This is a genomic window from Cupriavidus sp. GW823-FHT06D04, from assembly GCF_058795055.1.
Genome location: NZ_JBXAHL010000016.1, coordinates 57,835 through 82,630, shown reverse-complemented (window position 1 = coordinate 82,630; position 24,796 = coordinate 57,835). Strand labels below are relative to the sequence as shown.

Below are 24,796 nucleotides of genomic sequence, written 5' to 3'. Positions count from 1 at the left end.
AAGTCATGCCACAAGAAGCAGAAGAATTCTCCCTGCCGACGTCGCTGGATATCGTTCAGCACGCCGCCTGCGGGGAACACGGTCATCCTCTCAGCACAGCAATGCAAACCGACTGGGCAACCCAGCTCGACCTCATCGACGTCTTCGCGGCATCACGGGATACCCTGACCGAGCTGCAGCAAAGCGCACCGTCGCGGCGGTGCCATGATTGGCTGCAAGGCATCATTGACACCCGCTGCATGGTTGCCGCCGTAACTGGAGTGCCATTCTAGCCATGCGCCTTTCGATCCCGCGGCTCTACGCAATGTTGATCCTGTCGATTTCGACTGCCTGTGGCCACGCCGCCGCGCAAGGCAGTCCGGGCGAGTCGAACAGGCCCGGAACGCCGTCGCCCGCCGCAGGAGCGGACGATGCTCCGCGCGCACTCCCGCCTCTCAAAGCACCTCCGGTTGGCTCGGCCAACTTCAATAGCGCCGTAGACACGGTCTCGCCACTGTCGAACAACGAGATCTTGGACCTGCGCAAACGTGTAGACAGCGCCCGACGCGCCGCCGCGACCTATCCGGGCGTGCCGCCGAAGCCGGTCATTTCGACCACCACCGTCGATCTTTCGCCTGGCTCGACCCCCCCGATTGTGCGCGTGAGCAACCAGGGCGCGGCAGTTTCCCTGGTCGATATCACAGGGGCACCGTGGGACATCTTGGAAGTCAACAACCTCGCCAAGCGCTCTTTCGAAGTGAAGCAGCCGGCCAAGGATGTTCCCACTATTACGATCACGGCCATGGGCGACTACGTGGAAGGCAACGTCGCCATCTTCCTGAAAGGTCTTTCGATCCCAGTGATGCTCCGCATGGTCGCTGGTCAGCGTGAAACCGACTATCGGCTGGATCTCCGTATTCCCCGGCGTGGGCCCAATGCCACTGATCCGATCGCCGGCACGCCATCGATCAACCTTCCTGCCAACTATCTGCAGACTTTACTGGATGGCATCGACACGCCGAATGCGAAGTCGATCCGCGTGGAAAACGCACCGCCTGGAACGCGCGCATGGATGGTCGGAGGCAACATGGTCCTCCGCACGAGTCTATTTCTGAACAACCCAGCCTACCAGGCAACGATTGCTGCAGCGGACGGTACGCGGGTGTACGAGATGGCTCCCACCCCCGTCGCCACGCTCAGTGAGAACGGCTCGCTGCGCAACGTCTACTTCGACTTGGAATGACCATGTCTGAACGAAAGAAGCTGCATCCCGGATTCAAGAAGAATGCCAAAGTCATGGCGGTCGTTACAGGTGTAGCGGTGGTCGGGGTAGGGGTCGCATACATGGCGATGCAAGGGCGCGCCTCCCAAGCCGCAACGGTTGAGGTGCCGGCACTTGACACGCAAGGCGGCAAGAAGACCGAAGAGACACCGAACTACTCGCGGGCGCTCAATCGCGCTAATGACAAAGGCTTCCAGCAGGCCGAACATGCGGACGGTACTTTTATTCCTACGCTATCGGAGAACAGTGGCAAGACGACAAACCTTGAAGACGAGCTTGCCAAGCGTGCCCAGGCCACCCCTCCGGCGCAGCCGCGCGATATGGCCCGCCCGAATCAACCCTATGCGGCAACAACATCGGCTGATTCTCAACAAGCACAGCCGACGTCAACAGGTCTGGGCGACCAAGTGCAAGGGCTGCGAGCATTATGGACACGCGATGAGTCTTCGCAGCAGATCCTGAACATTGCCGCGCAAGCCGGTGACGCACGCAACACGAACGCAGCTGCAGCGACTGCCGCCGCGGGAGGAAACACGACGATAGCAGCGGACGATACCAACACGAAGCGCCAGGCCGTTCCCTATATTCGTGGCTTGGATCAGATCCCTGCGGTGTACCAAAACAGCATCGATACCGATGCACCGTCCGATGTTCTCGCACGCGTCGAGACCGGCAAATATGCTGGCAGCGTGTTCTACGGCACGGCGCGCCTCTCCAACGAAGTCGTTGTCACTGACTTCACCAAGATGAAGGTCCCGACTGGCGAGATGATCTCCATCACGGCAGTGGCTCTGGACGAGGAAGAGATGCGCACGGCCCAGCCGGCAGACATCGATCATCGGTACGTGCAGCGAGTTGGCGTGCCGGCTCTTCTTGGCGCGTTGGGAGCTGCAGGTTCGGTTTACCAGAATGCAGGGTCCATAGTGCAACAGACACCGCTAGGGGGCGTGACCACGACGACGAACCCGAATCCGAGCGGAAAGCAACTTGGCGGCGCAGCGGTTTCATCCGGCCTGCAAGCTACGCAGCAAGTGATCCAGCAGGAGAATGCGACCATCCCGCCGCGGCGGGGACGGATCAAACGAGGCACGCCGATCATGGTGCTGTTCAAGGCCGATGCCTATCTGAAAGAGTAGAATTCGCATACCGATTCTTACGTATAATTGCATGGATACGCACTAGAGGCACCCGATGAGCCAGACCAACCACTTTGACGCCCACCTCGAAACCAGCGAGCACGACGACCCTCAGCACGATACTTCGCAAGATTACGTCACCGACGTTTCAACTTCGGAGAAGCCGAAGCGCAAGCTGCCGACAAACTATCTGATCTACGGTGCGGTAGCCGTGGCTGTGCTGGGCTTCTGGGGCTTCAAGAAGATGACGAAGCCGTCCAGTCCGGCTGGCTTTGCTGCCAGCGCGCCTATGAACGACGGCGGCATGATGGGCGCTGCTCCGAATCCTGAACGCCCAACATCGGACTCATTTGCTCCCGTCCGTCCAGCACAGCAAGAGACCGCGCCGCAGGGCTTCGCGCCGAGTGGCGCAGTTCCCGCGATGAGCAATAACAGCCTGCAGGCGTCCGGGGCAGGGTCGGTGAATTCCACTTCGGCGAGCGGCCCTTCCGTCGAGTCACTGGCGGCTAGCGCAACCAATGACGCAGCCGAGATCGCAACCGGCAAGCCTGGCCTCAAAGATGCGGACCGAAAGGAGATGAGCGCCGCCGATGCCGCCATCCTGGAGCAATTGAAGGCGCAGACGGTGCAGCTTGAGGACATGGGAAAGCGACTTTCCGCACTCGAAACTCGCCGCGTTGAAGCCAAGACCGAATCGAAGCCTGCCCGCGGTAGTAAGCCAATCTCGGACGAGGACCGGGCGCGAGAGAAGGCTGCCGGCGTAGTCCGCGCAAAGGCGAGTCGTACTCGCACGAGTTCGAAGGAGGAAGTCCAACTTGGCTACAGGATCAAGCAAGTCATTCCCGGACAGGCCTGGCTCGAGGACGACACGGGTAAGCAGTACGTGAGAACCAAGGGCGACAAGCTCGGCGGAAGCGAAATCGTTGAGATTGACGCCGACAAGTTCATTGTTCGCACGACTGCTGGCGTCATCCGCTGATGGATCTGACAACAATCGTCACCCAGCTCGGCGCCACGATTGTCGAGTTCCAGTCGCTCGCCGCAGCCGCCGCCTATGCAGTCGGCCTCTGGTACATCGCTAAGGCGGTGAATCGAGGGATTAAAGCATCCAGTCAGCCGGGTGGCGGTGAAACGTCTGGCGCAGCGATCTTCACGACGCTTCTTATCGGTGCGGTGTTGCTCAATCTCACCAACACCATGGGAGATCTATGGGAAACCATGACCGGTGAGCGTGGTGCTGGTTTCGGAATGGTGTCCTATTCGGGGGCAAGCGCTGCAGGTGCCTTTGCGCCGGCCATCAACGCTATCTTCACCATCGTTTCCACATTCGGCTGGTGGTACGGATTCAAGGGACTGACCATGTTCAAGAAAGCATCGGAGGGACACGGAAGCGGCGGATACGAAGACTACGCCTGGAAAGGATTCATCCATGCCATCGGCGGAGCCGCGATGGTCAACATCGGCAGCACCGTGGATGCGTTCAAAGAAACCGTTGGCTTGACCTTTTAAATCAATCCTCCCGATGGAGATCAAAATGCAACACTGGATTAACAAGGCGCACATCGCCGCGCAGACGCATGCCCATGCACTGAAGTATGGGACCGCAGTATCCATCATTCTTGGTGGGCTCCTGTATCGCAATCCAACTCTGGCTTGCACACTTCTCCTTTCGACCGCCATCTGCTTGTACGTTCTCGCCTCGACTGGCAAGAAGCTGCGGTTCGAGGCAGGCAGCATGGCTGCAGTCGCCGCCGCTTCGCTCACGCTGACGATGTTGCTCTCGCCCGATGTTGCGCACGCCGCGGGTGGAATTGCTGGGTGGGCTCGCGCCATCAAGGCACAACTTGGCGACGTCTATGACCTGATGATCTACGGCTCCTACGGTGGCGGCATGATCGGCCTGATTACCAGCGTGGTGAACGGCAAGAAGAAGTCGAACGGCGACCAAAGCATCAAGACCGCCAGCATCTACGGCAACGGAATTGGCGGCGTGGCACTCATGATGCTCGGCTACCTGGCGGACTCCCTCGCCGAGTCTGTCGGCGGCAGCTCTGGCCAGATGAACCGGATGCCTGGCGGCCTGTAAGGAGCACAGCGAATGACAGAGAACATCGAGAGCATGGGCGACGAGTCGGTGGATGGCGTTGCAACAGGCATCTCGTGGGAGAGGGCGGCAGAGGGTATGTCGCCTCCTTCTGAGTCGCTGGGCGCGAACTTCGCGGTGCGCCGCTTTGCGCCCATTGTGTTCTCCGTCAAGCGCCACCTCTGGCGCAAGAACGACGACAACATGGAAGCCGCTGACGCCGAGTACCGCGCAAAGCGAGAGTCCCGCCTGCAGAAGGGCAACTATCAGTGCGTCTTCTGCGGCTTCCGCTCCAAGCACACGGAGATCCACCACAAGAACGACAACCATGCTGATAACCGAAGCGAGAACCTGATTGTCGCTGACCCGCTCTGTCATGGCACCCAGCACATCGGCCAGGTGGGCTCGAAGCGGCATGGTTTGATGATTGACGCGGGTGGTCTGCCGCAGGCCGAGCTGAATCACTTGCAGCGAACGATTGCAGTGGTGCTGGAGATCGGCACAGACGCGGAAAAGCACGACGCGTCCACACTTCTTCAACATCTCGCTAGCCGCGGGGAACTGGTCATCAAGGTATGGGGCAGCGCGAACCCGTCCGACTTTGCAAATGCAATGCTTGAACTGAAGGATCACGAGCTGGAAAAGCGGGAAAGCGCTTTCGCCGGCCTCGGTCTGCTCTATCGTCCTTCTCGCTTTGTCGAGTACATCGGTCGTTGGATAGACGAGTTGTACAAGTCGCTTCCCACGAATACCTGGCAGCGCATCCATGACCGTGCAGTCGGCAATCAATAGCGGGGAGGCGCCATCCACTGCAGCGGACAATGACATCGTCATCCCTGAGGTAGGCGTCCTCCTGTACGACAACCCTAACGAATGCACTTCCGGGCATGCGTCCGTCAATGGATCGCCTGCCACCCACGTTCGTCAGCATTCCGATCTGGCAAACAACGTCATCTGGATAACCAATGGCGCTTGGAGCCAATTTATGGTCCAAGGCCATCGCAATGTTCACAACCTCCGGGGCTCCGACTTCTTTCGTACCAATGTCACTCAGATCGGCGCGGATCTCGGCCTGGACATGAGCACGACAAACTCCGCCCAGGTTGCACCGACGATAAGCCTCATCGCCGCACGGACGTTCAAGCTGCTTGCGGAGTGCTACGAGTGGAAGCCGAACGAACTCGCCAACGCGGAGAAACTACATCAGAACATCAAATCGCGGTTTCCGCGCGATGTAAATCTCAACAACCCCGCGCTTGAGCGGGGCCTGCAAGCGGCCTATCAGACCGACTCTGCCACTTCCAAGGCAGACTTCATCGCGGATTCGGTCTTTCTCACGCTTCGCATGAACCGTCTCGCCCATGCGAAACGGGTCATGTCCTGTCCGGTCCCTGAAGACGCATGGGAGTACGTCCCAGGCGTGGCACTACCGAGCGGCCAGCGGGATCGTCTCGCCTTCTGCCTAAGCCACGAACATCCCGTTCTGGCCGAAGTGCTGGTGGACATGTCGAGAGCCGACTCACAGTATGCGGCCCTGGCAGCCTTTGGTCAGAAGGCCAGCAGCCGCATGGTATTGCGAGAGTGGGTTTCTCATCCCGAGCTGCTGTGGCTGTCCCGTTTCGCGCCTCTGGAGATCAAGTCGGTGTTTCGGTCATCACGATACGTTGCCCTGGCGGAGCGAATGCAGTTGCCGGTGGCGCTGACGTCCGACCCATTGCTGGAGTTGTCGTACTCGGCAGGCCTGCTGGCGGAAAACCACTGGATGAGCCTTGCCACCGACGAGTACAACAAGATCACGAAAAGAAAGGCACTTTCCTCTCGTGCTGTCTGGTTGCGCGCAGCAGACCGAGCACTGTGCTTCGCACTGGCGAAGAAGGCTGTCGACAAGGGATTCGTGGTGACGGGCTACGGAACTGGTGCTGTTCGGGTGCGCATCCAGCGATCCGAGTTGTTCCAAGCGCTGGAGTTCGCCATCGAGAACCAACTCGTTGCGCCAAATTTCGCTCGAATCATTCATGCAGGAGACGTCCATGCAGCTGCAGCAGCATGACCACCCCATCAACCTCGAGGACCTAAGCGAGATCCTGTGCGCTGTGGCGATTCGGGCCGGTGATTTTCTCAGCCTCGACGTACTTGCCACGATGTCGCCCTTGCAGCGGGTGATGCACGCTGTGAAGACAGCGAACGAATCTCTGAGCACAGATCCGGTGGTCGCCAAGGTGCTGAGCGAGACGCAAGCAGCACCCCTGCTGAAGAATGAATTCATGAAGAGAAGGAACGCACAATGAGCAGTGCACTCGCGACAAACATAGTGGAAGGCGTGGAATCGATCCTGGCGTGGCTCGCCAGCTTCGGGCTCGGCGCAGATCTTCCGTCGTACTGCCACCTCGAATCCGCCATCGGGCTGGACGAAGAAGATCCACGCACTATTGCGGCGCGTGCGAAGAACCCCGAAGGGGTCAAGGCATACATCCTTCTCACGCGCGAATGCTCCATGCTTACCGCATTCGAGTTGACGGGTTCGATGGACGTGGTCGGCGACGCGGAGTTTCAGTCGATTACCTCAAAGGTTCACGACGCACTAGCGTCCTACTTTCAGCGACCAGGTCATAGCATCGAGATTTCCTTTGAGCGAGATCCCGCACTTATGCGGGCCCATGTCGACAGGATGATGGAACCAGCCTACGCGACGGCCAGGCGGTTAGGTTTGAACGGCTTGTGTGATGTGCTAGATGACCGATGCGCGCGTGTCGCTGCCCTGTGCCAGCATGAGTCCTGCCTGTTGCTCGTCTATACGCATCTTTCGTCCATGTCATCGGATGAACTCAAGCGTGAAATGGCTGACCACCGCCAACGAATTAGGGAGCACGCAGTCCCCGCGGCGAAGTATGCGCAGTCCCCAACTGCATTGATCAAAGGCCTGCTCCACACGCACGAGACTCTGATTGAGGCCATCGAGGAGGACCTCCGCTCGGCAAAGATGCACGTTGGTCGTCTCTCTACTCACCATGCGCTGCGCGAGATCCGCCGATCCTTTGATCGGTGGAATACTGGTCTGGATTGGAAGGCAGCGTTGCCAGGCGACCGCTACACCCCGCGGGCCTCGTCGCGCAAGGATGATGCGTCCAATCTGTTGCTGCCGAAGTTATCTCAGCAGCTGTGCAAGTCTAAAGTCGAAACCGATGGCGAGTTTGTCGTCATCAACGGCCAGTACCATGGCTATTGCTTTATGGAGCTGGGCCCTCAAGATCCGCGCGACTTCATGACGCTATTCCGCCGCATGGGCGATCAACTCCCATGGCGCGTGAAGTGGACCATTGAACCTGGCGGTATTGACTCCATGGCCATGAAGAAGACCATCGTGGATATCACGGCCTTCCTGAGTTCGACCAATGCGGCAATCAAGCGCTCGTTCGATGCCCTGCAGGAGGCAATTGAAGACGGTGAGCATGCCGTCACCGTGAAGATTTGTGCGTCCACATGGGCAAACAGTAAGGCCGACTGCCAGCGTCAGGTATCGACCATCGCGAAGGCGCTGGAGGGGTGGGGTATTACACAAGTGACCACCGACGCTGGAGATCCGATCCAGGGCCTGGTATCAACGCTGCCGGGGTTCAGCGAGAAGAATATCGCGCCCCGGATGGTTGCACTTCTGAGCGACGTGGTTCGGATGCTTCCTTGGCAGCGACCCGCATCGCCTTGGTTCGAAGGTGGCTCGATTCCCCTCCGGTCGCTGGATGGCAAGCTCTACCCCTACCAGCCGACGTCGTCAAAGCAGACCGCCTGGATCGATCTCATTTGGGCCATCATGGGCTCCGGGAAGTCGGTTTGGCTGAACACCCTCAACCTAGGATCGATCCTCTCGCCGGGCCTGAAGCGCATCCCGCTGATCACGATCATCGACGTGGGACCGAGTTCGGCGGGCCTCATCGACCTTCTGCAAAGCGCACTCCCTGAAGACCGCAAGCACGAGGCGATCTACGTGCGTCTGCGCAATACCGATGAATTCGCGATCAATCCTTTTGATACCCAACTCGGTTGCCGCTATCCAACCCAGTTCGAGCGCGAGTTTCAGATTGCGCTGATCAGCATGCTTGCGACGCCGGCAGGTCATACGGATCCGCCTGAAAGCGCCCCGGAACTGGCGGCGATGATGATCGATGAGGCTTACAAACTGTATGCCTCGCCGGGATCCATGAAGCGCTACGACGCCATGACAGACGAGGCCGTCGATCTGGCGCTTGCTGACATCCAGTTCGCATCAGACGACATGACGACCTGGTGGGAAGTCACCGATGCGCTGATGGCCGCTGGCAAGCCGCGTGAGGCCAGGTTGGCGCAGCGATTTGCGGTGCCCGTTCTGTCGGACCTCATTGACGTTGTGCGCAGCGCCCCAATTCGTTCCATCTTCTCACCTAGCGAAGATTCGCAGGCTCGCACGGCTTCCGGGCTGACGCTGATCGACAAGATGGCGCAGGTCCTGACGACTGCACTGCGAGACTTCCGCATCATTTCGAGTCACAGCCGCTTCGAGATCAACGAGAACTCGCGTGTTGTGGCGCTGGACCTGGACGAAGTGGCGCGCGGCGGCGGCGAGGACGGCGAGCGTCGCGCCGGCATCATGTTCGTATTCGCACGGCAGATTGCGGCTCGTCAGTATTACCTCTCAGAGGAGATTCTCAAGCTGTGCCCGGCGCTCTATCAGCGCTATCACCAGGAGCGCATCGAAGAGATCCGCGATCAGATGAAGGGGCTTTGTGTCGATGAGTTGCATCGCACTGGCGGCAAGAAGGCCTTCCGCAAGTTGCTGTCGCTGGATCGGCGTGAGGGTCGAAAGTGGGGAATCCGCGTGTCGCTCGCATCCCAGTTCATGAACGACTTCAACACCGATGGTGAGTCCATCACGGAATCCGCATTCTCCGTCTACATCATGAATGCCGGTACCAGCGAAACGCAGAGAGCTGCGCAAGAATTGTTCGGCCTTTCTGATTCAGCTATCGAGCGCTTGAAGCGGGATGTGCACGGCCCCGGTAAATTCTTAGTTTGGCACCAGGTCAAGTCAGGCGTTGTCACGCAGGTGTTGCACAACGCGCCGGGGGCGATTGAGTTGTGGGCCTTTTCCACAACACCGAAGGATGCAGGGCTGCGTCGACGGCTGTATCGGAACATGATGCCCGCCACGGCCCGGAAGATCCTCGCCAAGGAGTTCCCAGCAGGTACTGCCGAAGCGTATATGGAGCAGCGGCAGAAGGAGTTGAGCGAAAGCGAATCGGATGGCGTCATCGACATCGTCGCCAACGAATTGATTGCGAAGTACCAGGCAGATATTCAAGCGGAAAGGATGGCAGCATGAGCGAAGGAAAGAAGCGGAGCGTCCTGCGCACGGTTGGAAGGGTCATGAACCCTTTTTCACCGCTGACGTCGATGAAGCGGACGGTCAGCAGCGGCTGGCAAACGATTCAGGATCTGCAGGACGACCTTGCACATCAGCGTCGAAATCCTCGGATTCGAACCTTCCGGGAGGCCATGGCAGCGCGCCCCGCGGATGCAGTGCCTCTGGAACAGATCCAACGTACCTGTCTGATAAACAAGCGCATCGCACTCGCGTTCGGCTTCCTGGCGCTGGTGTATGCGCTTGCCAGTCTAGTGCCCGGGAATCTGTTCGGGGCCCTGACCGGCCTGCTTTTCACGATACTCTGCGCAATCCTGGCGACGCGATACGCCCACCGAGCTTGGCAGATCGGTAGGGGCCAGACCTCTCCCGATGAGCCGCTCGGCGGTGTTCGCGACTTTCTGCGCACCGATGGCTTCTTGCGGAAGATCTTCGATCCACAGTTGTTTGACTAGGCGTATGGTTATGTATCGATGCATTCATACAGAACGAGGCAAGATAATGAGCCTTTTCCCGCGTGCACTGATCCGCTCAGCCTGCACTCTCGCTGTTGCTCTGGCCAGTTCGGCGTCGTTTGCGCAGACGTCGGTAGGGGAGATCCAGAATGCGGCCAATCGATCCGGCGACAAGTCCATGGCGCTCCTCGAGCTGGTGTTCGGCAGCATTGTCCGAAACCCGCTCTCAGCTTCTGGCGGAGCGGGTGGCGGTATGCTGGCGAGCATCTTCCTTGTCATCACCTCCTGCATTCTTGCCGTTGGGGTAATCTGGGCGATATATCATTTCGCATCCAGCATGATCGCCACCGGCCAGGATGGTGAGTTTCTGGGCCAGAAGAAGTCGTCACCGTGGTTCATGATTCGCATGGTGATCGGTTTCTGCTCTCTGGTCCCGATTTTCGGCGGCTACTGCGGCGCGCAGGTTGTGATGCTCTGGGGCACGATGATGGGTGTCGGCGTTGCCAACCTCACTCAGGATGCGACCATCGCCGTGCTCAAGTCGGGCGGTTCCATGGTCGCGACGCCAGCCGCTCCAGCTGTCAATACCCTGGCCCAGTCTCTATTCGAAGCGAACCTCTGCGGCGAGTCAGTGAACACCGCTATAGCGCAGATGCCAGCAGAGGGTGGAGTAAGCGCCGATGCGGCGGAACGATTCTCGCCATCTCTCTCCAGCAAGAGCATCAACATCGTGAATGGGCGTGGCCAGTCTTGCGGTGGAGCTAAGCTTGAGCTTCCGCAGCCCGTATCCATGGCAGCCGGGGCAGAGAGTATTGCGGGCTATGGGCTCGATACCTCGACACTATTTAGCCCTATGCAGACCGCGCACGAGGCGGGACTGGCTGCCATGCAATCCACCCTCAGCGGACTCGCCCAGCAGTACGTGAATGCTGTGAACAGTGGTAGCTCTCCGCCCGACGTAAGCGCGGCACTGGCCTCGTCAGCACAAGCGTATGAGAACACGATTCGCCAGGCCATCGCCGGATCCCGCGGATCTATCGATTCGCTCACCAGCAAGATTGAGCAGAATCTCAAGCGCGACGGCTGGATTATGACCGGGGCGTGGTATCAGACGTTCGCGCAGGCCAACGCACAAGCCACGGCACTTGCAAACGCCACAGCCTCGGGCGTGGCCGGCACCGACCCGAATAACCTGGCATACCCCCAGCTTTACCGCAAGGTTTTGAGCGCATACCAGCAACAGCGTGCGATGGACGGGGCGAACGCATCCAGCACTGCGAATGCTGTCGCCGCATTGAAGACGGAATCCACGGATGCAAAAGGCTTTGTCGCCAGCATCTTCAGTGGGCAAGAGTGGGTCAAGGCCGCCATCAATCTGAACGGGAACAACGGCGGGGGCGGGACTACGAACCCGATGATCGGGATGAAGAACCTCGGCGACTACATCCTGATCGGGGGATGGAGTGCACTGGGAATGTACACAGCCGTCAAGGGCGGCATGGCAGCCTCCGACTCTCCAGTTGGGAAGGCTTTGACGGGCGTACTGGATGTCGTCACGTTTGGATATGCAGGCGCGGTCAAGAAGGCTGCGATGGGCGTCCTGGAGGCCCTTGGGCCGTTCATCATCATAGCCCTTGTCTCGCTCTTCTTCTTTGGCGCGATGTTGTCGATCTACATTCCGATGGTGCCATTCATCGTCTGGTTTGGAGGGGTTACGTCTTGGTATGCAGTGGTCGGGGAAGCGTTGATCGCGTCGCCGCTCTGGGGTATTACGCACCTTGACGGAGATGGTGAAGGTGTGGGCCAGCGGTCAACGCATGGCTATATCTTCCTCTTGAATGTTCTCTTTCGACCTGCGTTGATGATGATCGGATTCGCCCTCGGCGGTGCGGGCGTTATCGTGCTTGGAACACTGCTAAACACGATGTTTGGTGTTGCCATGGCAAATGCTCAGTTCGACAGCATCACTGGCCTAGTGAGCATCATTGGCTTTATCGCGATCTACATTTCACTGTGTCTGACGCTGATTCACGGCTGCTTCAATTTGATCCACGTCGTACCCGATCAGGTCTTCGCGTGGATTGGTGGGCACATGTCTGGGCAACTTGGCCGCGACACAGAAGACCGCGCGAAACAGGTATTCCTGGGCGGCATCGCAACTGGCAAGGGGGCAGTACAGCAATCAGCCTTCAACGGAGCGAAGAATCTGGGGGACGATCCGAAGAGTCAAAAGAAGCCTCCTGTCGCCACAAAGCCGAAAGGCTTTGTGGAATGAGGCTTCCGCCGCCAAAAACCAAAAAGCCCGCGCGATGCGGGCTTTTCTCTTTGTTAGTGGGCGCTACTACGAGGCTCTACGTCGACGCATTTCGTCATCGTAGGCCGCTTGACCGATAGCCTGTCGATTTGCCTGGACAAGCATGTAGTTCTTCGGGTCTACCTTGCTGAGTTCGGCCAGCGCTGCGTCCCGCACCGCACGGACTCCCCGCAAGTTCGCCTCAGCCTCTCGGAGCTGCGCTTCGAGTTCGCGCGCGTACGCTGCCCAATCATCTGCGCGCCGGCCTTGTGCACGCGCCAGGTTAAGGTTCAACGAATCTAGCATCACGACTCTCCCAATTTTTCCTCCACATCGAAACTATAAAGGTCTCACAGCGCACCTCGCAAGCCGAATTTGCCAGCTCGCCTAGGCCCTTCTGGATGCTGCACGCTCCTTCATGCAAACCGCAGTGGTCATTTAGAGCTTTAGAGCCGTATATCAACCTTGATGATCGCGCCCGGGGAACCTGTGGGCAGCCGCCGACCTGTGGGGAAGGGCAGGGCAACCCGGAGGGTTGTCCTGTGCTTCTCCACGGGGAACCGCGAAGCGGTTAGGCGGGAACCCGCGAAGCGGGCTGTCCATAGGTTGGTCGGGCAAGTCTTAGCCCGACAGGATTTCCACAGCGATGGGCAGGTTAACTACCGGGATATATAGGTAAACCATAAAGGCAAAATACAGGTACTACAGGCTATACGTGCCAAGCCGCCTCCAGCTTGGCTTTGCGGGGATGTGGCGCGACCATTTCACCCCGCATGCGCGACCACTTCACCCACACAGCGCGACCATTTCACCCAAGGGCTCGCGACCATTTCACCTCAAATAGCGCGACCATTTCACCTAGGATAACTTTGATTATCCACAGGCTTATCCAGAGCATAATACCGCGACCATTTCACCTCTTTCTGGTAGCGCGACCTTTTCACCCCGAGTGTACAAACGCGCGACCAAATCACCTCGCCAGGCGGGGCGCGACCAAATCACCCCTAAAAAAGTGATTCATAGTGTACTCGTTCGGAGCGGGCGCGACCAAATCACCTCATGTGTGTGATCTTTAGACGCGCGACCAAATCACCTCGGGTGCTGGAATCAAATTGTGCGGGGTGATTTGGTCGCGCTTTCCCGGCAGGTTCTCCCCCAGCACAGTGCGGGGCGGGCGCCATCATGGGAAACTAACATCAAGAATGTTCATGGGGCGATAACTCGCAAAGGCTGGTGTCATGGGAGCCGTGAGCGTGGACCTTGCCGCCATACCCCTCATGCTGGCAAAGCGGAGTCTTCAATTGCCGCGAACTGGGGATTGGCACTTCGAGCTGAAGTTAGATGGATACCGAATACTGGCAGGCACGGGGAATCAGCCGGCGTTGCGCACGCGCGCGGGCGCCATTGCTACAGCTTGGTTTCCAGAAGTGGTGGAGGTACTGAAGCAATTGCCAGCCGGGTGCGCATTGGATTGTGAGGCGGTGGTGCTCGATGACATCGGACGGTCGAACTTTGAGGCGCTGCATGAGAGGGCGAGGCGCAGGCGCTGGTATCGAGGCGCTCCCCACGTTACGCTTGGCGCTTTTGACCTATTGATTCTCAACGGCAAGGACATCCGGGACTGGCCCATCGAGAGGCGCAAGGCAAAGCTGCATGCCCTTCTTGGCACCGACAGTGGTCTGCTCTACGTTTCGGCAGTCGATGACGGCGCCTGGCTCTACCAGCAGGTTCTTGCCTTAAAACTCGAAGGGGTGGTCGCCAAGCGCGCCGGCAGCTGTTATACCGCTGGCCCCTCGGACAACTGGCTCAAGATCAAGCGCCCGGGTGTGCACGGCCATGGGGCGTTCAAGCGAGACATGGCATAGAAAGCTGGGGGCGCAGCTGCGCCGGATCTCGACTAGCGCAACCTGTGGCCCAAAATCAGCGGAAGACTGAGTTGCTCCCGCTCCGGGTACCGGGTACGAAGGGAATTGATGGCACACTAGTGGCCTTCTTAAGGAGGGTACCGTGAGCCACTACATTGAAGGCAGTTTCACCGACCTGATGGACGATGCCAAGTCTACGGCTGGGTCCTATCTTCGCGCAGCCAAGCGGGAGATCGATGAAGTGTTCGGCGCGGGCTATGCGGAAAAGAATCCCTCCCTCGTGGCAGCGTTCATGCAGACCGCAGCGGCGGATTTGAGTGCGGCCACCACCGGGAAGGTCCAAGGGGCCGCGCTGCAAGAGATCGCGGAAAGCCTTCAGAGCATCGCCAGAGCACTGGAAGGCTGAGCCTGGGTGCGCTGGTTGGCCAGCGCGTCAAGAAGCCAACCAGCTCCAGGCAGTCTAGGACCACCAAAAAAGGCGAGGGGGGCGAAGTGGCGAGAATCACCGAATCCGTCGATTGCGCGCTGTGCCATATGCCAGCGTCGCGCTGGGCCTTGCGGCAGGCCTCGGACGGCTACATGTACGACTGCCCGGCCTGCGGCGGACGCTATAGCCTTGGCAAGGCGGCGTTGAAGCGCGTGACAAACGACGGAGTTCCGCCCGATTTGTTGCAGGCAATGCGCCAGGTCATTGCTCGTGGCGACATTCCGCGGGTTGCCGTCATCGGCGGCATATGGGAATGGCCCCCGCAAATGATGGGACGGCAGGACGCGGATGGCGACCTCTGAAATGCTCCCGTGGGATGACGCTATGCGCTATGAACCTGAACTGCTGGAAACGCATCCTCTGGACCGGCCTATCTTCATCGCTGCAGCATTGCGCGGCTGGCGTCTGCAGCGGACCGCGGATGCGTATGCGCTGTACCAGCGGAGGGGCGAGACGCTCGTTCTGGTGGCCGATGGGTTGAGCTTCAAGGACGTGGCAAACCGTTGTGGCGCTGCAGGGACCACGACTCTGCGCCAGGCCGTGGAGCGAGACGGCCTGATATGGCCGGACACCTTTGAGGAATTCTTGGCGCTGGCCAGCAAAATTTGACATGGCGATAGCTGACTACGCTCTATTGGGGTGCTCAAACAAGCGCCAGGGAGGGCGCGAAGAATGAAGCGACGATTCTTCCTGCTGTTGTGGTGGGCTACGACCCTATGGCTAGCTGTGGTGGCGTTTGGTTGGTGGTTTTGGTTTTCGACGTACGGCAGCTGGCCGGTGCGCTCAACGCTCGTTCCATACGACTATGTGTACGAAGGTTTCATGCGCACGCGTGTTTATCCGCTCGTGGCCATCGCCGTAGCCTATGCCGCGTGCTTCGTCGGGTATGGGAAACCGTACCGGCCGCCACGCATGAGCGATTTCCTGAAGCAGCAGTAGATAGATGGAAAAACGCCCCCTCGAGACAACCTCAAAAAGGAGGTCGCTATGGAACCAGCCGACGAAGAAGAAATCCGGCGAGCCCTGTTCCCGGATATGACAATCGAGGAATACCGAGAAATGGTGCGGCGGAATCGCGCCGAGTTTCAGCGCCTGCCACCAGAGCGCCAGGCGCGGATCCGCGCCACGGTTGGCACCTGTGCGACCTGCGGCTATCCGGACGAGGACGCCTCGCAACCGCCGGGTAAATCCCCCATATGGCAGTGCCCGGCGTGCGGCCGGGCGTTTTACACGTCCGATGATTGAAGAGGGCAAAGCGCCGCCCTCCGGCGGCTTCTTCGTCGCTGTGGCCCATGCCGATAACTGATTGTTATCGGCATGGCGCGTCCAAATGGCAAACGACACTTCCGGCCACAGCTAGGCAACAGCGCCGCCAGAGAAGCCGCGACCATTTCACCCCAGCCGGATCATTCCTGCCGATGTGCACCGCCTGAGCGGGGAGGCCCAAAGAATTGCCGTTCCCACTCGCGTCTCTCGGCGACGCATGGCTCGCCGGCCAGCTCGCGCCTAAAGATGTCCAGGATGAATTCGGTGGAGTTCGCACAGCCGCCGTCCAACGCCACCTGGAGCTGATTGGCGCGCAGGATCAGTAGGCGCAGCCGGTGGATTTCCCATAGCAGCTCGCGCACCTCTGCGGACGGATTGCGTTCGTAGATGGCGCGCAATTGGGCGGCGGTCAGCCGGGGGTATTCGCATTTTCCGTCCGGGCCGATAGGAAATTTCTTCTTAGGCATACCTGTATGAATATACAGGTATTCGACAGCCATCCGATTGCGGGGGTTGGAGGGGGTTCGCGCGACGTATGTTCTCCTGACTGCGACCATGCGACGCCTTGGCCGCGACAGCGAGGGCAGGCCCGTGCTGCCCGAGCCATCGGAGGTTGATCGAGTGATGCGGCAGGCGGCGTGCCGCTGTGGGGCTATGGTCTCCGCGGCTGTGAAGCGTGCGAAGCGCCGACAGATAGTGGTGCGCCTGGCGGGCTGCACACTGGATATCTCACCAACGGTGGCGCTGCGCTGCGCGCAGCGTCTCCTCGGGCGCGGCATCGCCAGGCGGGCCGCGCGGGCAGCGTTCGGAACACCGGGGCGCACCGCGTCCGACAAGAGCGCCGTGACAGCCGTGGATCTCGCCGCCTTGGAGCAGGAGCTGGCGACGGAACTCGAAGCCTTGGGCGACGATATCGATGCCGCAAAGGACGGGATAGCTAGCGCATGGCGCGACTCGCCGGAGCGCCTGGCCATTCTGGCGGACTGGTCCACCCAACAAGCGGCAAGGATTCGGGGCGCGGCGGAGTAGGGCCTATATAAATCGGCTATGCATCGCTAAGCGCGACCATTTCACCCCGGATGGGATTCGTGTGGCCCACTCCCGGACGCTGGCTGAAAATTAACTCGCGAGTAGGAGCTGAGGCAATTCGTCACCGCTACGGCCAGAGGGGAGGGAAGTCGGAGCCACCGGAGTCGGCGAGGGATAGAGCACCAGCCCACTGCCACCCTCCGCTTCGCTTAAGCGAAGCCCGGGGTAGACGAGTTCGACACGTTTGAGGGATTCGATGAACTCGCTTCGGAAGTCTCGAAGTCGACCGTAGTTAGACCCGAACTGCTGATACAGCTGTTCCCAGGTCGGGCGAGCCGGCTTGGTCAGCTTGAACATCCGGTAAGCCAGCCACTGATAAATATCGAGATCCATCGGCGAGCGCTGGAGGGCGGAAACAGCTCGCAGATCCACTGGAATGCAGTGAGTCGTGATCTCGTTGAAGAAATTTTCCGTGAGGGTGATTTCGGACCCGAACAACGAACCCTGTTGCGACGCCTGCTCATCCGGGTCAAAAAAGAGGGAGTATTCGTCTGCAAAGTTGAGAAGATCGGTGTGCTTGAGCTTTGCGCTGAGAATGTCCGCTCGCTTGCCCGTGGCAAGATGGGCTGGAAGCGTTACAAACGCAGCACGGCTCTGCAAAAAGCGATCCGCTTGTTCGATCAAGGCTTTGCCCGCACCGCGCTTGCCTCGACTCCGATCAATGTTCAGCTTGCGGCAAAACTCGGCGAACGTACCACCGGTATGAATCTTCCGGCTGCCCGTCCGAAGCGCCTCTGAAGTCAGCCACATGACAAACAGGCGCGGATAGATGCCGTAGGGAATCCCGTTGATGCCGCCCTGTATCCAAAGAGCGTAGTTTCCGTTGTGCCTGAGCCAGGCGCCGTTGATCAACTGCTCCGGCTTCGGATTTCGGTATGGCAGAGAAGCAGAGACGAGGCATTTCGCGCCGAATCCCACCTCATCACTTCCGGGCTTGCGAGCGGCGATTACGCTTGACGCTTGAATGATCTTTTCGCCCGCACAGACCTTTGTTCTCGCTTTGGCGGCGGGCGCAACCAGTTCCAGTTCGACCATAACTTAATTCCGTATCGATGCTATGACACGTAAACGATAGAGGGAGGGAGGCGATATGTCAAATACACTGCTTTCACGGCTTGGCCGGGGGTGTTGGCAAGCAGTGACAAAAAAGAAGCCCGCCTTGAGGCGGGCTCTCGATTCTCGGTCTGACTTCACCTGGGGGTGTAGCGCTTGCGCGGCTCCACCGCTGCGCGGGGATCAGTTGCCAGGACCGAACCGCCCGGGCGCTCAGCGACGATTTCCTCGCAACCGGCCTCGGCAAGGTCTGCCACGTGTCCGATCAGCCCGAGACCCGCCAGACTCGCCAGGTGGCTGAGTTCCTGGGTAGAGCCTTCCTCTTTCTCGTGCTTACCCGTCTGGGCGCGCGGTTGCTCCTGCTTCATCGACTCAGTCAATTTTTCCTCCCAGTCAACTTTAAGTTTGGCGTTACAATGCGTATCGATACATCGATACGGAACTAATGGAGATCCTAACACATGGCCTCAACGCTCGGAGAGCCTCGGGAGGCGTTGATCGAGTTGCTGCAGTCGGAACTGGGCCGGATGGTTGCAAGGCAGATCGATGCACCGCACCAAGGCATGCCCAAGCAGCAGATCGCCGCCGCGGCCAATCGCATGGCCAAGATGGTCGCAGCCATGTCGCGAGATGACCTGGAAGCATGCCATGTCGAGCTGAACCGCTTTATCGCAGCAGTGCCGTTTACCGCCGCGATACCAGTCGTGATCGCCATCGAGCATAAGTGGCCACATCACGTCGAAACCATTCCGGAAGCCAACCGCCGCCTGGATCGCATTCGGAAGGGAGGCGAATACGCCTTGCTGTTCTCGACCGAGAAGCTACGCCATCTGCTGGTCTGCATTCAAGAGATCGAGGAAACGCAATGACGGGGGTTCAGCGGAAGCTACTTGTCGCTGCGGCGACGGCACTGATCGCAACCACCGCTGCTGCTTCGGACGACGCAGAACTGGAGGCGTGCTTTGCCGCAGCAGAGGCGGAGTACCAGGTGCCGTCTTGCATCCTCCGCGGCATCCACCAAGTGGAAACCTCTGGGTCGAAGAGCACCAATATGGTGTCCCGGCCAAATCGGGACGGATCGCGCGATTACGGAATCATGCAACACAACGACTTCTGGATCCGCTATTTCCAGCGCAACTTCGGCATTACGGCGCAACAGATCGTCCAAGACCGGTGTCTTGCTATCCGCGGCGCAGGTTACGTCCTGCGATATGAGATGAACCGCGCGCGTGATTTCTGGACTGGGGTAGCGAAGTATCACAACCCAGACCCCGTCATCGGTTATGGCTATGTCTTGCGGGTGGCTAACGCGGCAAAGAGGTTCGGATGTCAGATCAAATAAAGAACGACCGCTCCGCAGCCCCGCTGGTCGGCATGTGCATTCTGATCGCGGTCGCGCTCTTCTGGTTCCTGTGGACCTTCCGGCATGAGGCCATGGCGCAGCGACTGCTGATCTGGAAGGGCTACGAGATCTACCCGTGGGCCAAGCTCTTCGACTTCGCAAGGGATCGTCAGTGGCAGCTGATCACATACTTCAAGTATGCACGTGTCGTGACGTTCAAAGAGATCTGGGTTGCTGGGTCAGCAGTGGGATATCTCTGGGCCTTTGTGCCCGTTTCACTCGGCATCTGGTTTTCCATTAAGGCCTTGCGCAACCCGATCCTCAAATCAAAAAGCGTCTACACCATTCAAAGCCTGCTGGAAGCGCAGAGCCAGAACTTTTCTGCGGTCGCTCCGATCCTGCACCGGGATCTTTCTCAGGAAGACCCGCCAGAGTGGGCATCGTCTGTGCACCCGGAAGAATGGGTTGCTGAGCACGGGCTGATCTATTCAGACCACCTGGACGAGGACCGGACTAGAGAGTTGCTCGCGCAGCAGCTCGGGCAACCTGTCGCGGACCGTCGTCAGCTGGCGAAACTGGCTCCCACCGAACGCGCATTATTCGCCGTGCTCGGCCTCCGCGTGTTCTTCAAGGACCTCGAGGCATGTCGCACACTCATGGATGCACTGAACTACAGCGCGTCAAATGAAGGCTCGCGGCCTGACTTCACCTTGGCCACACCTGCGTTCCAGCGTTGCATGAAATGCAAAGAAGTAGATGTCTGGATCAAGAAGCACAGGTATCCGCGCACTTTACTGATGGCGATGCTCATTCAAGCGCGCGAACTAGGCACGCTGCCATCCTCGGAGTTCATCTGGCTCAAACCGCACGACCGGGCACTCTGGTATCCGCTCAACACTGCTGGCCGGAAGGCCCCAATGATGGAGTCGGCTGGGGTCTTTAATCACATGCAAGCCGAAGAGGTGGCATGGGATGCCGGGTGCGTCCTGTTGGAGCCGCACGTCGACAACGCCCTGGCAGGCCTTCGGAAGTATCTCGAGGACACAGGCGTCATCGAACAGTCCAGCAAGCAAGATGAATTCTCGCTATTGAACCGACCGTGAAGGAAAGGAAATGAAGATCTCGTTTGAGCGAAAGCCGAAGGATTTTGTGCGCATCGAGCCGGATGGCTCCCTCTCATCATTCTTCGCCGGTACCGGCCATATGAAGGCGTTGTCGCGTGTTCGGTTGACCTCGGCTAATGAAGCGTCGCTGAATGCCTTCTCTGTCGCTTCCGCCAGGCCCGGGGACACTTCGCAAGACGATGCAGCTACCGCGCCTTACGCCATCGTTTTCGTTACGGAGGATGCGGGCGAAAAGCTACGCATCCTCGAAAGGTTCCAATCGCACGAGGACGCCGAGCGTGCTCATGGACTCATCGTCAGAGCATTCCATCGCCGCTCGTTCGTGGAGCGTCTGAAAGCAAGGCTGCGCACGCTGGGGCTATACGTCGGTGTTCCGCTGCTTGTCCTTGGCATGTACAGCAGTATCGCAACTCTCGCTACCGCGAAATCTCAATCACCAGAGTTGACTGCCGCGATCCTGGCCGAGGCAAACCGAATCGCCGGGCCTTCCGCGCTGCCTTCTGCGCCGACTTCCAATGCCTCGCCCGTTGCGCGCACGGACGGGCAGATTTCTGTAAGCCCGGTCCTCTTTCCGAAAGGCACGCCATCGATCTACGTCTTCTCCGACCCGAAATGCCCCGCATGCAGAGCGTTTGAGCCCGCTATCCAGGAGATTGCCCGGCATCAACCGGTTGTCGTCCTACCCGTTGCCTACAAGCCCGGGTCGGATGAAGTGGCTGTCGACGCGCTGTGCCGGGGGGATTCGAAGCAGCAGGCAGCGGCATGGGGGGACGCGATGGCGGTCGACGTTCGCGGTAAGGAAAGCACGTTGAACGAAGAGCTGTTTCAGAAGCAGGGTCGCGCCCCCGAGTTGTGCGCAAAGGGGAAGGAATGGCTTGAAAAGAACCGCCAGGCGTTTGAAGCGATGGGACTCACGCAAACGCCATCGGTGGTCAACGCAGATGGTCAGCTGCTGGATCTGAATGACCTGGTGAAGCAGTACCGATGATGCGGTGAACGACCGTGAACAACCCATACCAGACCGCGCCTAATCGGGAGCTATCCCAGCAGGGGATCACGCTCGACCCACGCCCCATCGCGCAAAAGATCGGGGATTGGCTCAAGCAGCCACGGAACTATGCAAAATTCCAGCTAGGAGCAGCCGTTGCTTCCGTAGCACTGTCATTTCTATGGCTTCCGATCACAGTAGTGATGCTGCTTACTCAGCTCTGGTACTCGTGGCAGCGTTTCCAGCTGCCGATGCGAATGCCAAAGCATCTCGGCGGTATTGACCCTACGCTGGAAGCGGCGGAGCCGAACAAGGATGGTACCGGGGAGGTGATCAAACGCAAGGAAGCAGACGGCATCCTGCACCTCGGCAATCAGCGTTCCGTCGATCAGGCCGAGCACCTGAAAGAGCTTTGGGTCACGAACTCAGATGCTCGCACGCATATGCTGCTGATGGGCACGACAGGCTCCGGTAAGACTGTCACGCTGCTCTCGATCTGCTTCAATGCCTTGGCGTGGGGGTCGGGCTTCTTCTACTCGGACGGAAAGGCTGATTCCAGCCTTCACGCCGCGGTGTGGAGCATGTGCCGCAGAACCGGTCGGGAGGACGATTACCTTGTCCTCAACTTCATGACTGGCGGTGCGGATCCGTACAAGCGCAAGAAATCCACGGAGAAGCATTCGAACAGCATGAACCCGTGGTACGAGGGCACGCCAGATTTCCTGTCGCAGCTCTCGTCGTCGTTGTTGCCAAAGGCGGGCGGGGATGGGGCGCAGTGGCAGCAAAAGGCGGTGAACATGATGGACGCCGTGCTGCGTACGCTGTGTTACGAGCGAGCAGTTGGCAATCTCACCCTATCCATCGGCGTCATCCGGGAATACCTGGCGCTTCCGAACTTGGTGAAGCTCTACCTGAAAGGTAAGAAAGGCGAAATTCCGGAGTATGCATTCCTGCCGATCAAGGCCTACCTTGAGACAGGCCTGCCTGGCTTCCGCCCAGATCTCGCGGACAAGCCAGACAAGTGGGATCAGGGCGTCTATGACCAGCACGGGTACCTGACCGGCCAATACGCGCGCACGCTTTCCATGCTGATGGACACGTATGGCTACATCTTCAAGGACAAATACTCCGAAGTGGACATGATGGATGTGCTGCTGAACCGGCGCATCCTGGTGGTCATGATCCCGACGTTGGAGAAGTCCGCGCAGGAAGCGGCCAATCTTGGGAAGTTGGTGGTCGCGAGTATTCGTCTCATGATGGCGATGAACCTTGGTCACAGACTCGAAGGCACCTACGCAGAGATCATCGACACCAAGGCAACGAACTCTCCGGCCCCGTACATCATCACGATGGACGAACTGGGCTACTACTTTGCCGAGGGCATCGCGCTCATGTTCGCTCAGGCGCGAAGCCTTGGTTTCATGATGATCGCCGCGGGCCAAGACGTGGCGGCTATGGCAAAGGGAGAGAACAAGGAAGAAGTGGATTCGATGATCGCCAACACGAAGATCAAGTACACGTTGGCATTGGAGGATCCAGACAAGACGCTAGAGGTCTTCAAGAAGGCTGCTGGCCAGGCGATCACCGTCGAGACGGGCTCCTATGAGGGGAGTGTTGGAAACCTCTTTCCAACGAACTTCAATCAGGCGCTAACGGGGTCCATCCAGCGCCGAGATCGCATCGAGCTGCAGGAGTTGAAGGCCCTCAAGGAGATGGAGGGCATCTTGATCTTCAAGGACCAGGTGACGCGAGCACGAAGCTTCACCTGGTTCCACTCGTTCAAGAAGACCAAACTGCCTTTCCGTCTGAACCGCTTCCTGCAGGTAGACCGTCCGCAGTTCTTCGAGCTGAAAGGCAAGGTGAAGCCAATCAAGGCGACGGACCGTCGCTTCACAACCATTGCCCATATCCTGCAGAAGATCCGAGAGGGCACCGCAAAGAAGTACCCAGCCAACGATGACCCCATCGTCGCAGCGGTTCGTGAGACGTGGCTAAGGATCGAGGATGCGAATCCGAACGAAGGCGCTGTGAATCGCGGCATTGCCTACTACCAGGCTGCGGTGGCAGCATTGCGCGCGCACCAGCCCGATGCGCAAGGCCGGTACTGGAAGGCAGCCGGTGGCGAGGAAGAGCAGGCTTCTGAGCCCTCTGCCATCGAGCAGTACGAAGGTGTTGATTTCGCAGCTGAAGCACCTGCTATCGTGCCTGCCGCACCGAACCAGGAGGCGGCTGTCCGTACGGAGCCGTACCACAATCCTCCGCTGCAGGAGAAAGCCGCGTCGAATGCATTTGCAGAGCTGGTGCGTGAGTTTGCCGAGTCTACACAGCGACCTGCATCGGTGCTGTCGAGCATCAAGGAGAAGACGGTCAGTGCTACTGTGCCGGATGACTATGACACGTTGCCAGAATCCCAAGCGGCAAGTGTGCAGGCTTGCGGTGCGGAAGGCGGCGGTAGTCCAGCCAGCAGCGCGAGCGACAGTACAGACGGTGGCCTGAACGAATGGCTCGCACAGTATCAGGACAGCCCGCAGGCTGATGGCGACACGTCCAATGAGCGCGCTATGGAGCGCGAGCACAATCTGACCCCTGCACAGGTCGATCTCGTGAACCCGGAGCCACCGCAGAGAACCGCGCACCAGGTCGAGACCAATCCAGTCGTCATCGGCTTTACGCAGGAGGCGGCAGACATGCTGGTGCGCATGGAAGAGGCGCTTGGCAGCGAGCAGCCACAGGAAGCGGTGAAGGCCACCGAGAGCGAGATCTCAGCGCAGTTGAAGTGGAGTCAGCCTGCTGAAGACATGAGCATCGAAGACATTGAGCAACTCTTCGGAAGCATGCAGGCGAACATCGAGAAATCGGCGAACAAGGCGCGGTGATGTTGAGGCGAGACTTCCTCCGCGCAGCCGTGGCGGCGGCCGCGATTGCCCCTTGTGTGGGGGTGCGTGAGGCATTGGGGCAGGAG

The 24,796-nt window shown here is 59.1% G+C and carries 27 protein-coding genes; 24 read left to right on the top strand and 3 right to left on the bottom strand.

Annotated features, from left to right (window positions below; genetic code table 11):
* Positions 1-5: 5 nt before the first annotated feature.
* The 18 genes from AC1Q7H_RS20445 to AC1Q7H_RS20360 all read left to right on the top strand — a co-directional run bounded on the left by AC1Q7H_RS20445 (position 6) and on the right by AC1Q7H_RS20360 (position 16,217).
* Positions 6-272: a hypothetical protein gene (locus AC1Q7H_RS20445; RefSeq protein ID WP_135707257.1), complete on the top strand. Its 267-nt coding sequence runs from the start codon at positions 6-8 to the stop codon at positions 270-272.
* A gap of 2 nt (positions 273-274) precedes the next feature.
* A complete protein-coding gene (locus tag AC1Q7H_RS20440) occupies positions 275-1,222 on the top strand; it encodes a DotH/IcmK family type IV secretion protein (RefSeq protein ID WP_116321327.1) in 948 nt (315 codons plus the stop codon).
* A gap of 2 nt (positions 1,223-1,224) precedes the next feature.
* On the top strand, positions 1,225-2,397 hold the full coding sequence (locus tag AC1Q7H_RS20435; RefSeq protein WP_492381675.1) for a DotG/IcmE/VirB10 family type IV secretion system protein: 1,173 nt from the start codon (positions 1,225-1,227) through the stop codon (positions 2,395-2,397).
* A 55-nt stretch (positions 2,398-2,452) separates the two neighbouring features.
* Positions 2,453-3,376: a hypothetical protein gene (locus AC1Q7H_RS20430; protein ID WP_116321329.1), complete on the top strand. Its 924-nt coding sequence runs from the start codon at positions 2,453-2,455 to the stop codon at positions 3,374-3,376.
* On the top strand, positions 3,376-3,906 hold the full coding sequence (gene traQ, locus AC1Q7H_RS20425; RefSeq protein WP_116321330.1) for a conjugal transfer protein TraQ: 531 nt from the start codon (positions 3,376-3,378) through the stop codon (positions 3,904-3,906). The genes AC1Q7H_RS20430 and traQ overlap by 1 nt, the downstream gene beginning before the upstream one ends.
* 25 nt (positions 3,907-3,931) lie before the next feature.
* Entirely contained in the window at positions 3,932-4,483 is a 552-nt protein-coding gene (locus tag AC1Q7H_RS20420; protein WP_116321331.1) for a hypothetical protein, read from the top strand.
* Between the two features lie 12 nt (positions 4,484-4,495).
* The gene (locus tag AC1Q7H_RS20415) at positions 4,496-5,272 is read left to right on the top strand and encodes an HNH endonuclease (protein ID WP_116321332.1); all 777 of its coding nucleotides are present in this window, start codon (positions 4,496-4,498) and stop codon (positions 5,270-5,272) included.
* Positions 5,247-6,530, top strand: coding sequence for a hypothetical protein (locus AC1Q7H_RS20410; RefSeq protein ID WP_147316237.1), 1,284 nt, complete (start codon positions 5,247-5,249; stop codon positions 6,528-6,530). Before AC1Q7H_RS20415 ends, AC1Q7H_RS20410 begins: the two co-directional genes overlap by 26 nt.
* Complete coding sequence (locus AC1Q7H_RS20405; protein WP_492381674.1) at positions 6,511-6,768, top strand: hypothetical protein; 258 nt, start codon at positions 6,511-6,513, stop codon at positions 6,766-6,768. The genes AC1Q7H_RS20410 and AC1Q7H_RS20405 overlap by 20 nt, the downstream gene beginning before the upstream one ends.
* Positions 6,765-9,833: a putative type IV secretion/conjugal transfer ATPase gene (locus AC1Q7H_RS20400; protein ID WP_492381673.1), complete on the top strand. Its 3,069-nt coding sequence runs from the start codon at positions 6,765-6,767 to the stop codon at positions 9,831-9,833. Before AC1Q7H_RS20405 ends, AC1Q7H_RS20400 begins: the two co-directional genes overlap by 4 nt.
* Positions 9,830-10,327 (top strand): hypothetical protein, encoded by a 498-nt coding sequence (locus AC1Q7H_RS20395; protein WP_492381672.1) that lies wholly within the window; start codon positions 9,830-9,832, stop codon positions 10,325-10,327. The genes AC1Q7H_RS20400 and AC1Q7H_RS20395 overlap by 4 nt, the downstream gene beginning before the upstream one ends.
* 46 nt (positions 10,328-10,373) lie before the next feature.
* Positions 10,374-12,602 carry a DotA/TraY family protein gene (locus AC1Q7H_RS20390; protein ID WP_492381671.1) on the top strand — a complete coding sequence of 743 codons (2,229 nt, stop codon included), beginning with the start codon at positions 10,374-10,376 and terminating at the stop codon, positions 12,600-12,602.
* A 1,271-nt stretch (positions 12,603-13,873) separates the two neighbouring features.
* Positions 13,874-14,485: an ATP-dependent DNA ligase gene (locus tag AC1Q7H_RS20385; RefSeq protein WP_492381670.1), complete on the top strand. Its 612-nt coding sequence runs from the start codon at positions 13,874-13,876 to the stop codon at positions 14,483-14,485.
* A 142-nt stretch (positions 14,486-14,627) separates the two neighbouring features.
* The gene (locus tag AC1Q7H_RS20380) at positions 14,628-14,891 is read left to right on the top strand and encodes a hypothetical protein (protein WP_492381669.1); all 264 of its coding nucleotides are present in this window, start codon (positions 14,628-14,630) and stop codon (positions 14,889-14,891) included.
* Positions 14,892-14,977: 86 nt separating this feature from the next.
* A complete protein-coding gene (locus tag AC1Q7H_RS20375; RefSeq protein ID WP_492381668.1) occupies positions 14,978-15,274 on the top strand; it encodes a hypothetical protein in 297 nt (98 codons plus the stop codon).
* The gene (locus AC1Q7H_RS20370) at positions 15,261-15,581 is read left to right on the top strand and encodes a hypothetical protein (protein ID WP_492381667.1); all 321 of its coding nucleotides are present in this window, start codon (positions 15,261-15,263) and stop codon (positions 15,579-15,581) included. Before AC1Q7H_RS20375 ends, AC1Q7H_RS20370 begins: the two co-directional genes overlap by 14 nt.
* A 63-nt stretch (positions 15,582-15,644) precedes the next feature.
* Positions 15,645-15,911 (top strand): hypothetical protein, encoded by a 267-nt coding sequence (locus tag AC1Q7H_RS20365; RefSeq protein ID WP_116298378.1) that lies wholly within the window; start codon positions 15,645-15,647, stop codon positions 15,909-15,911.
* A gap of 48 nt (positions 15,912-15,959) precedes the next feature.
* Positions 15,960-16,217, top strand: coding sequence for a hypothetical protein (locus AC1Q7H_RS20360; protein WP_492381666.1), 258 nt, complete (start codon positions 15,960-15,962; stop codon positions 16,215-16,217).
* A gap of 161 nt (positions 16,218-16,378) precedes the next feature.
* On the opposite strand, the gene AC1Q7H_RS20355 is transcribed toward AC1Q7H_RS20360, so the two are convergent.
* The gene (locus AC1Q7H_RS20355) at positions 16,379-16,705 is read right to left on the bottom strand and encodes a hypothetical protein (protein ID WP_492381665.1); all 327 of its coding nucleotides are present in this window, start codon (positions 16,703-16,705) and stop codon (positions 16,379-16,381) included.
* 187 nt (positions 16,706-16,892) lie between these two features.
* On the opposite strand from AC1Q7H_RS20355, the gene AC1Q7H_RS20350 reads away from it, so the two are divergent.
* Positions 16,893-17,267 (top strand): hypothetical protein, encoded by a 375-nt coding sequence (locus AC1Q7H_RS20350; protein WP_492381664.1) that lies wholly within the window; start codon positions 16,893-16,895, stop codon positions 17,265-17,267.
* 90 nt (positions 17,268-17,357) lie between these two features.
* On the opposite strand, the gene AC1Q7H_RS20345 is transcribed toward AC1Q7H_RS20350, so the two are convergent.
* Positions 17,358-18,362: a replication protein RepA gene (locus AC1Q7H_RS20345; RefSeq protein ID WP_492381663.1), complete on the bottom strand. Its 1,005-nt coding sequence runs from the start codon at positions 18,360-18,362 to the stop codon at positions 17,358-17,360.
* Positions 18,363-18,517: 155 nt separating this feature from the next.
* Positions 18,518-18,760, bottom strand: coding sequence for a hypothetical protein (locus AC1Q7H_RS20340; RefSeq protein ID WP_492381662.1), 243 nt, complete (start codon positions 18,758-18,760; stop codon positions 18,518-18,520).
* An 81-nt stretch (positions 18,761-18,841) separates the two neighbouring features.
* Between AC1Q7H_RS20340 and AC1Q7H_RS20335 the strand changes: the two genes are divergently transcribed.
* From AC1Q7H_RS20335 to AC1Q7H_RS20315, 5 genes are read left to right on the top strand one after another with little or no spacing between them, the layout of a single operon-like run.
* The gene (locus AC1Q7H_RS20335) at positions 18,842-19,249 is read left to right on the top strand and encodes a hypothetical protein (protein ID WP_492381661.1); all 408 of its coding nucleotides are present in this window, start codon (positions 18,842-18,844) and stop codon (positions 19,247-19,249) included.
* Positions 19,246-19,722, top strand: a complete 477-nt coding sequence (locus AC1Q7H_RS20330; RefSeq protein ID WP_492381660.1) for a lytic transglycosylase domain-containing protein — start codon at positions 19,246-19,248, stop codon at positions 19,720-19,722. Before AC1Q7H_RS20335 ends, AC1Q7H_RS20330 begins: the two co-directional genes overlap by 4 nt.
* Positions 19,707-20,825 (top strand): secretion/conjugation apparatus DotM-related subunit, encoded by a 1,119-nt coding sequence (locus AC1Q7H_RS20325; protein WP_492381659.1) that lies wholly within the window; start codon positions 19,707-19,709, stop codon positions 20,823-20,825. The genes AC1Q7H_RS20330 and AC1Q7H_RS20325 overlap by 16 nt, the downstream gene beginning before the upstream one ends.
* Before the next feature lie 10 nt (positions 20,826-20,835).
* Positions 20,836-21,834 (top strand): hypothetical protein, encoded by a 999-nt coding sequence (locus tag AC1Q7H_RS20320; protein ID WP_492381658.1) that lies wholly within the window; start codon positions 20,836-20,838, stop codon positions 21,832-21,834.
* A 14-nt stretch (positions 21,835-21,848) separates the two neighbouring features.
* On the top strand, positions 21,849-24,710 hold the full coding sequence (locus tag AC1Q7H_RS20315; RefSeq protein ID WP_492381657.1) for a type IV secretory system conjugative DNA transfer family protein: 2,862 nt from the start codon (positions 21,849-21,851) through the stop codon (positions 24,708-24,710).
* The last annotated feature ends 86 nt before the right edge of the window (positions 24,711-24,796 follow it).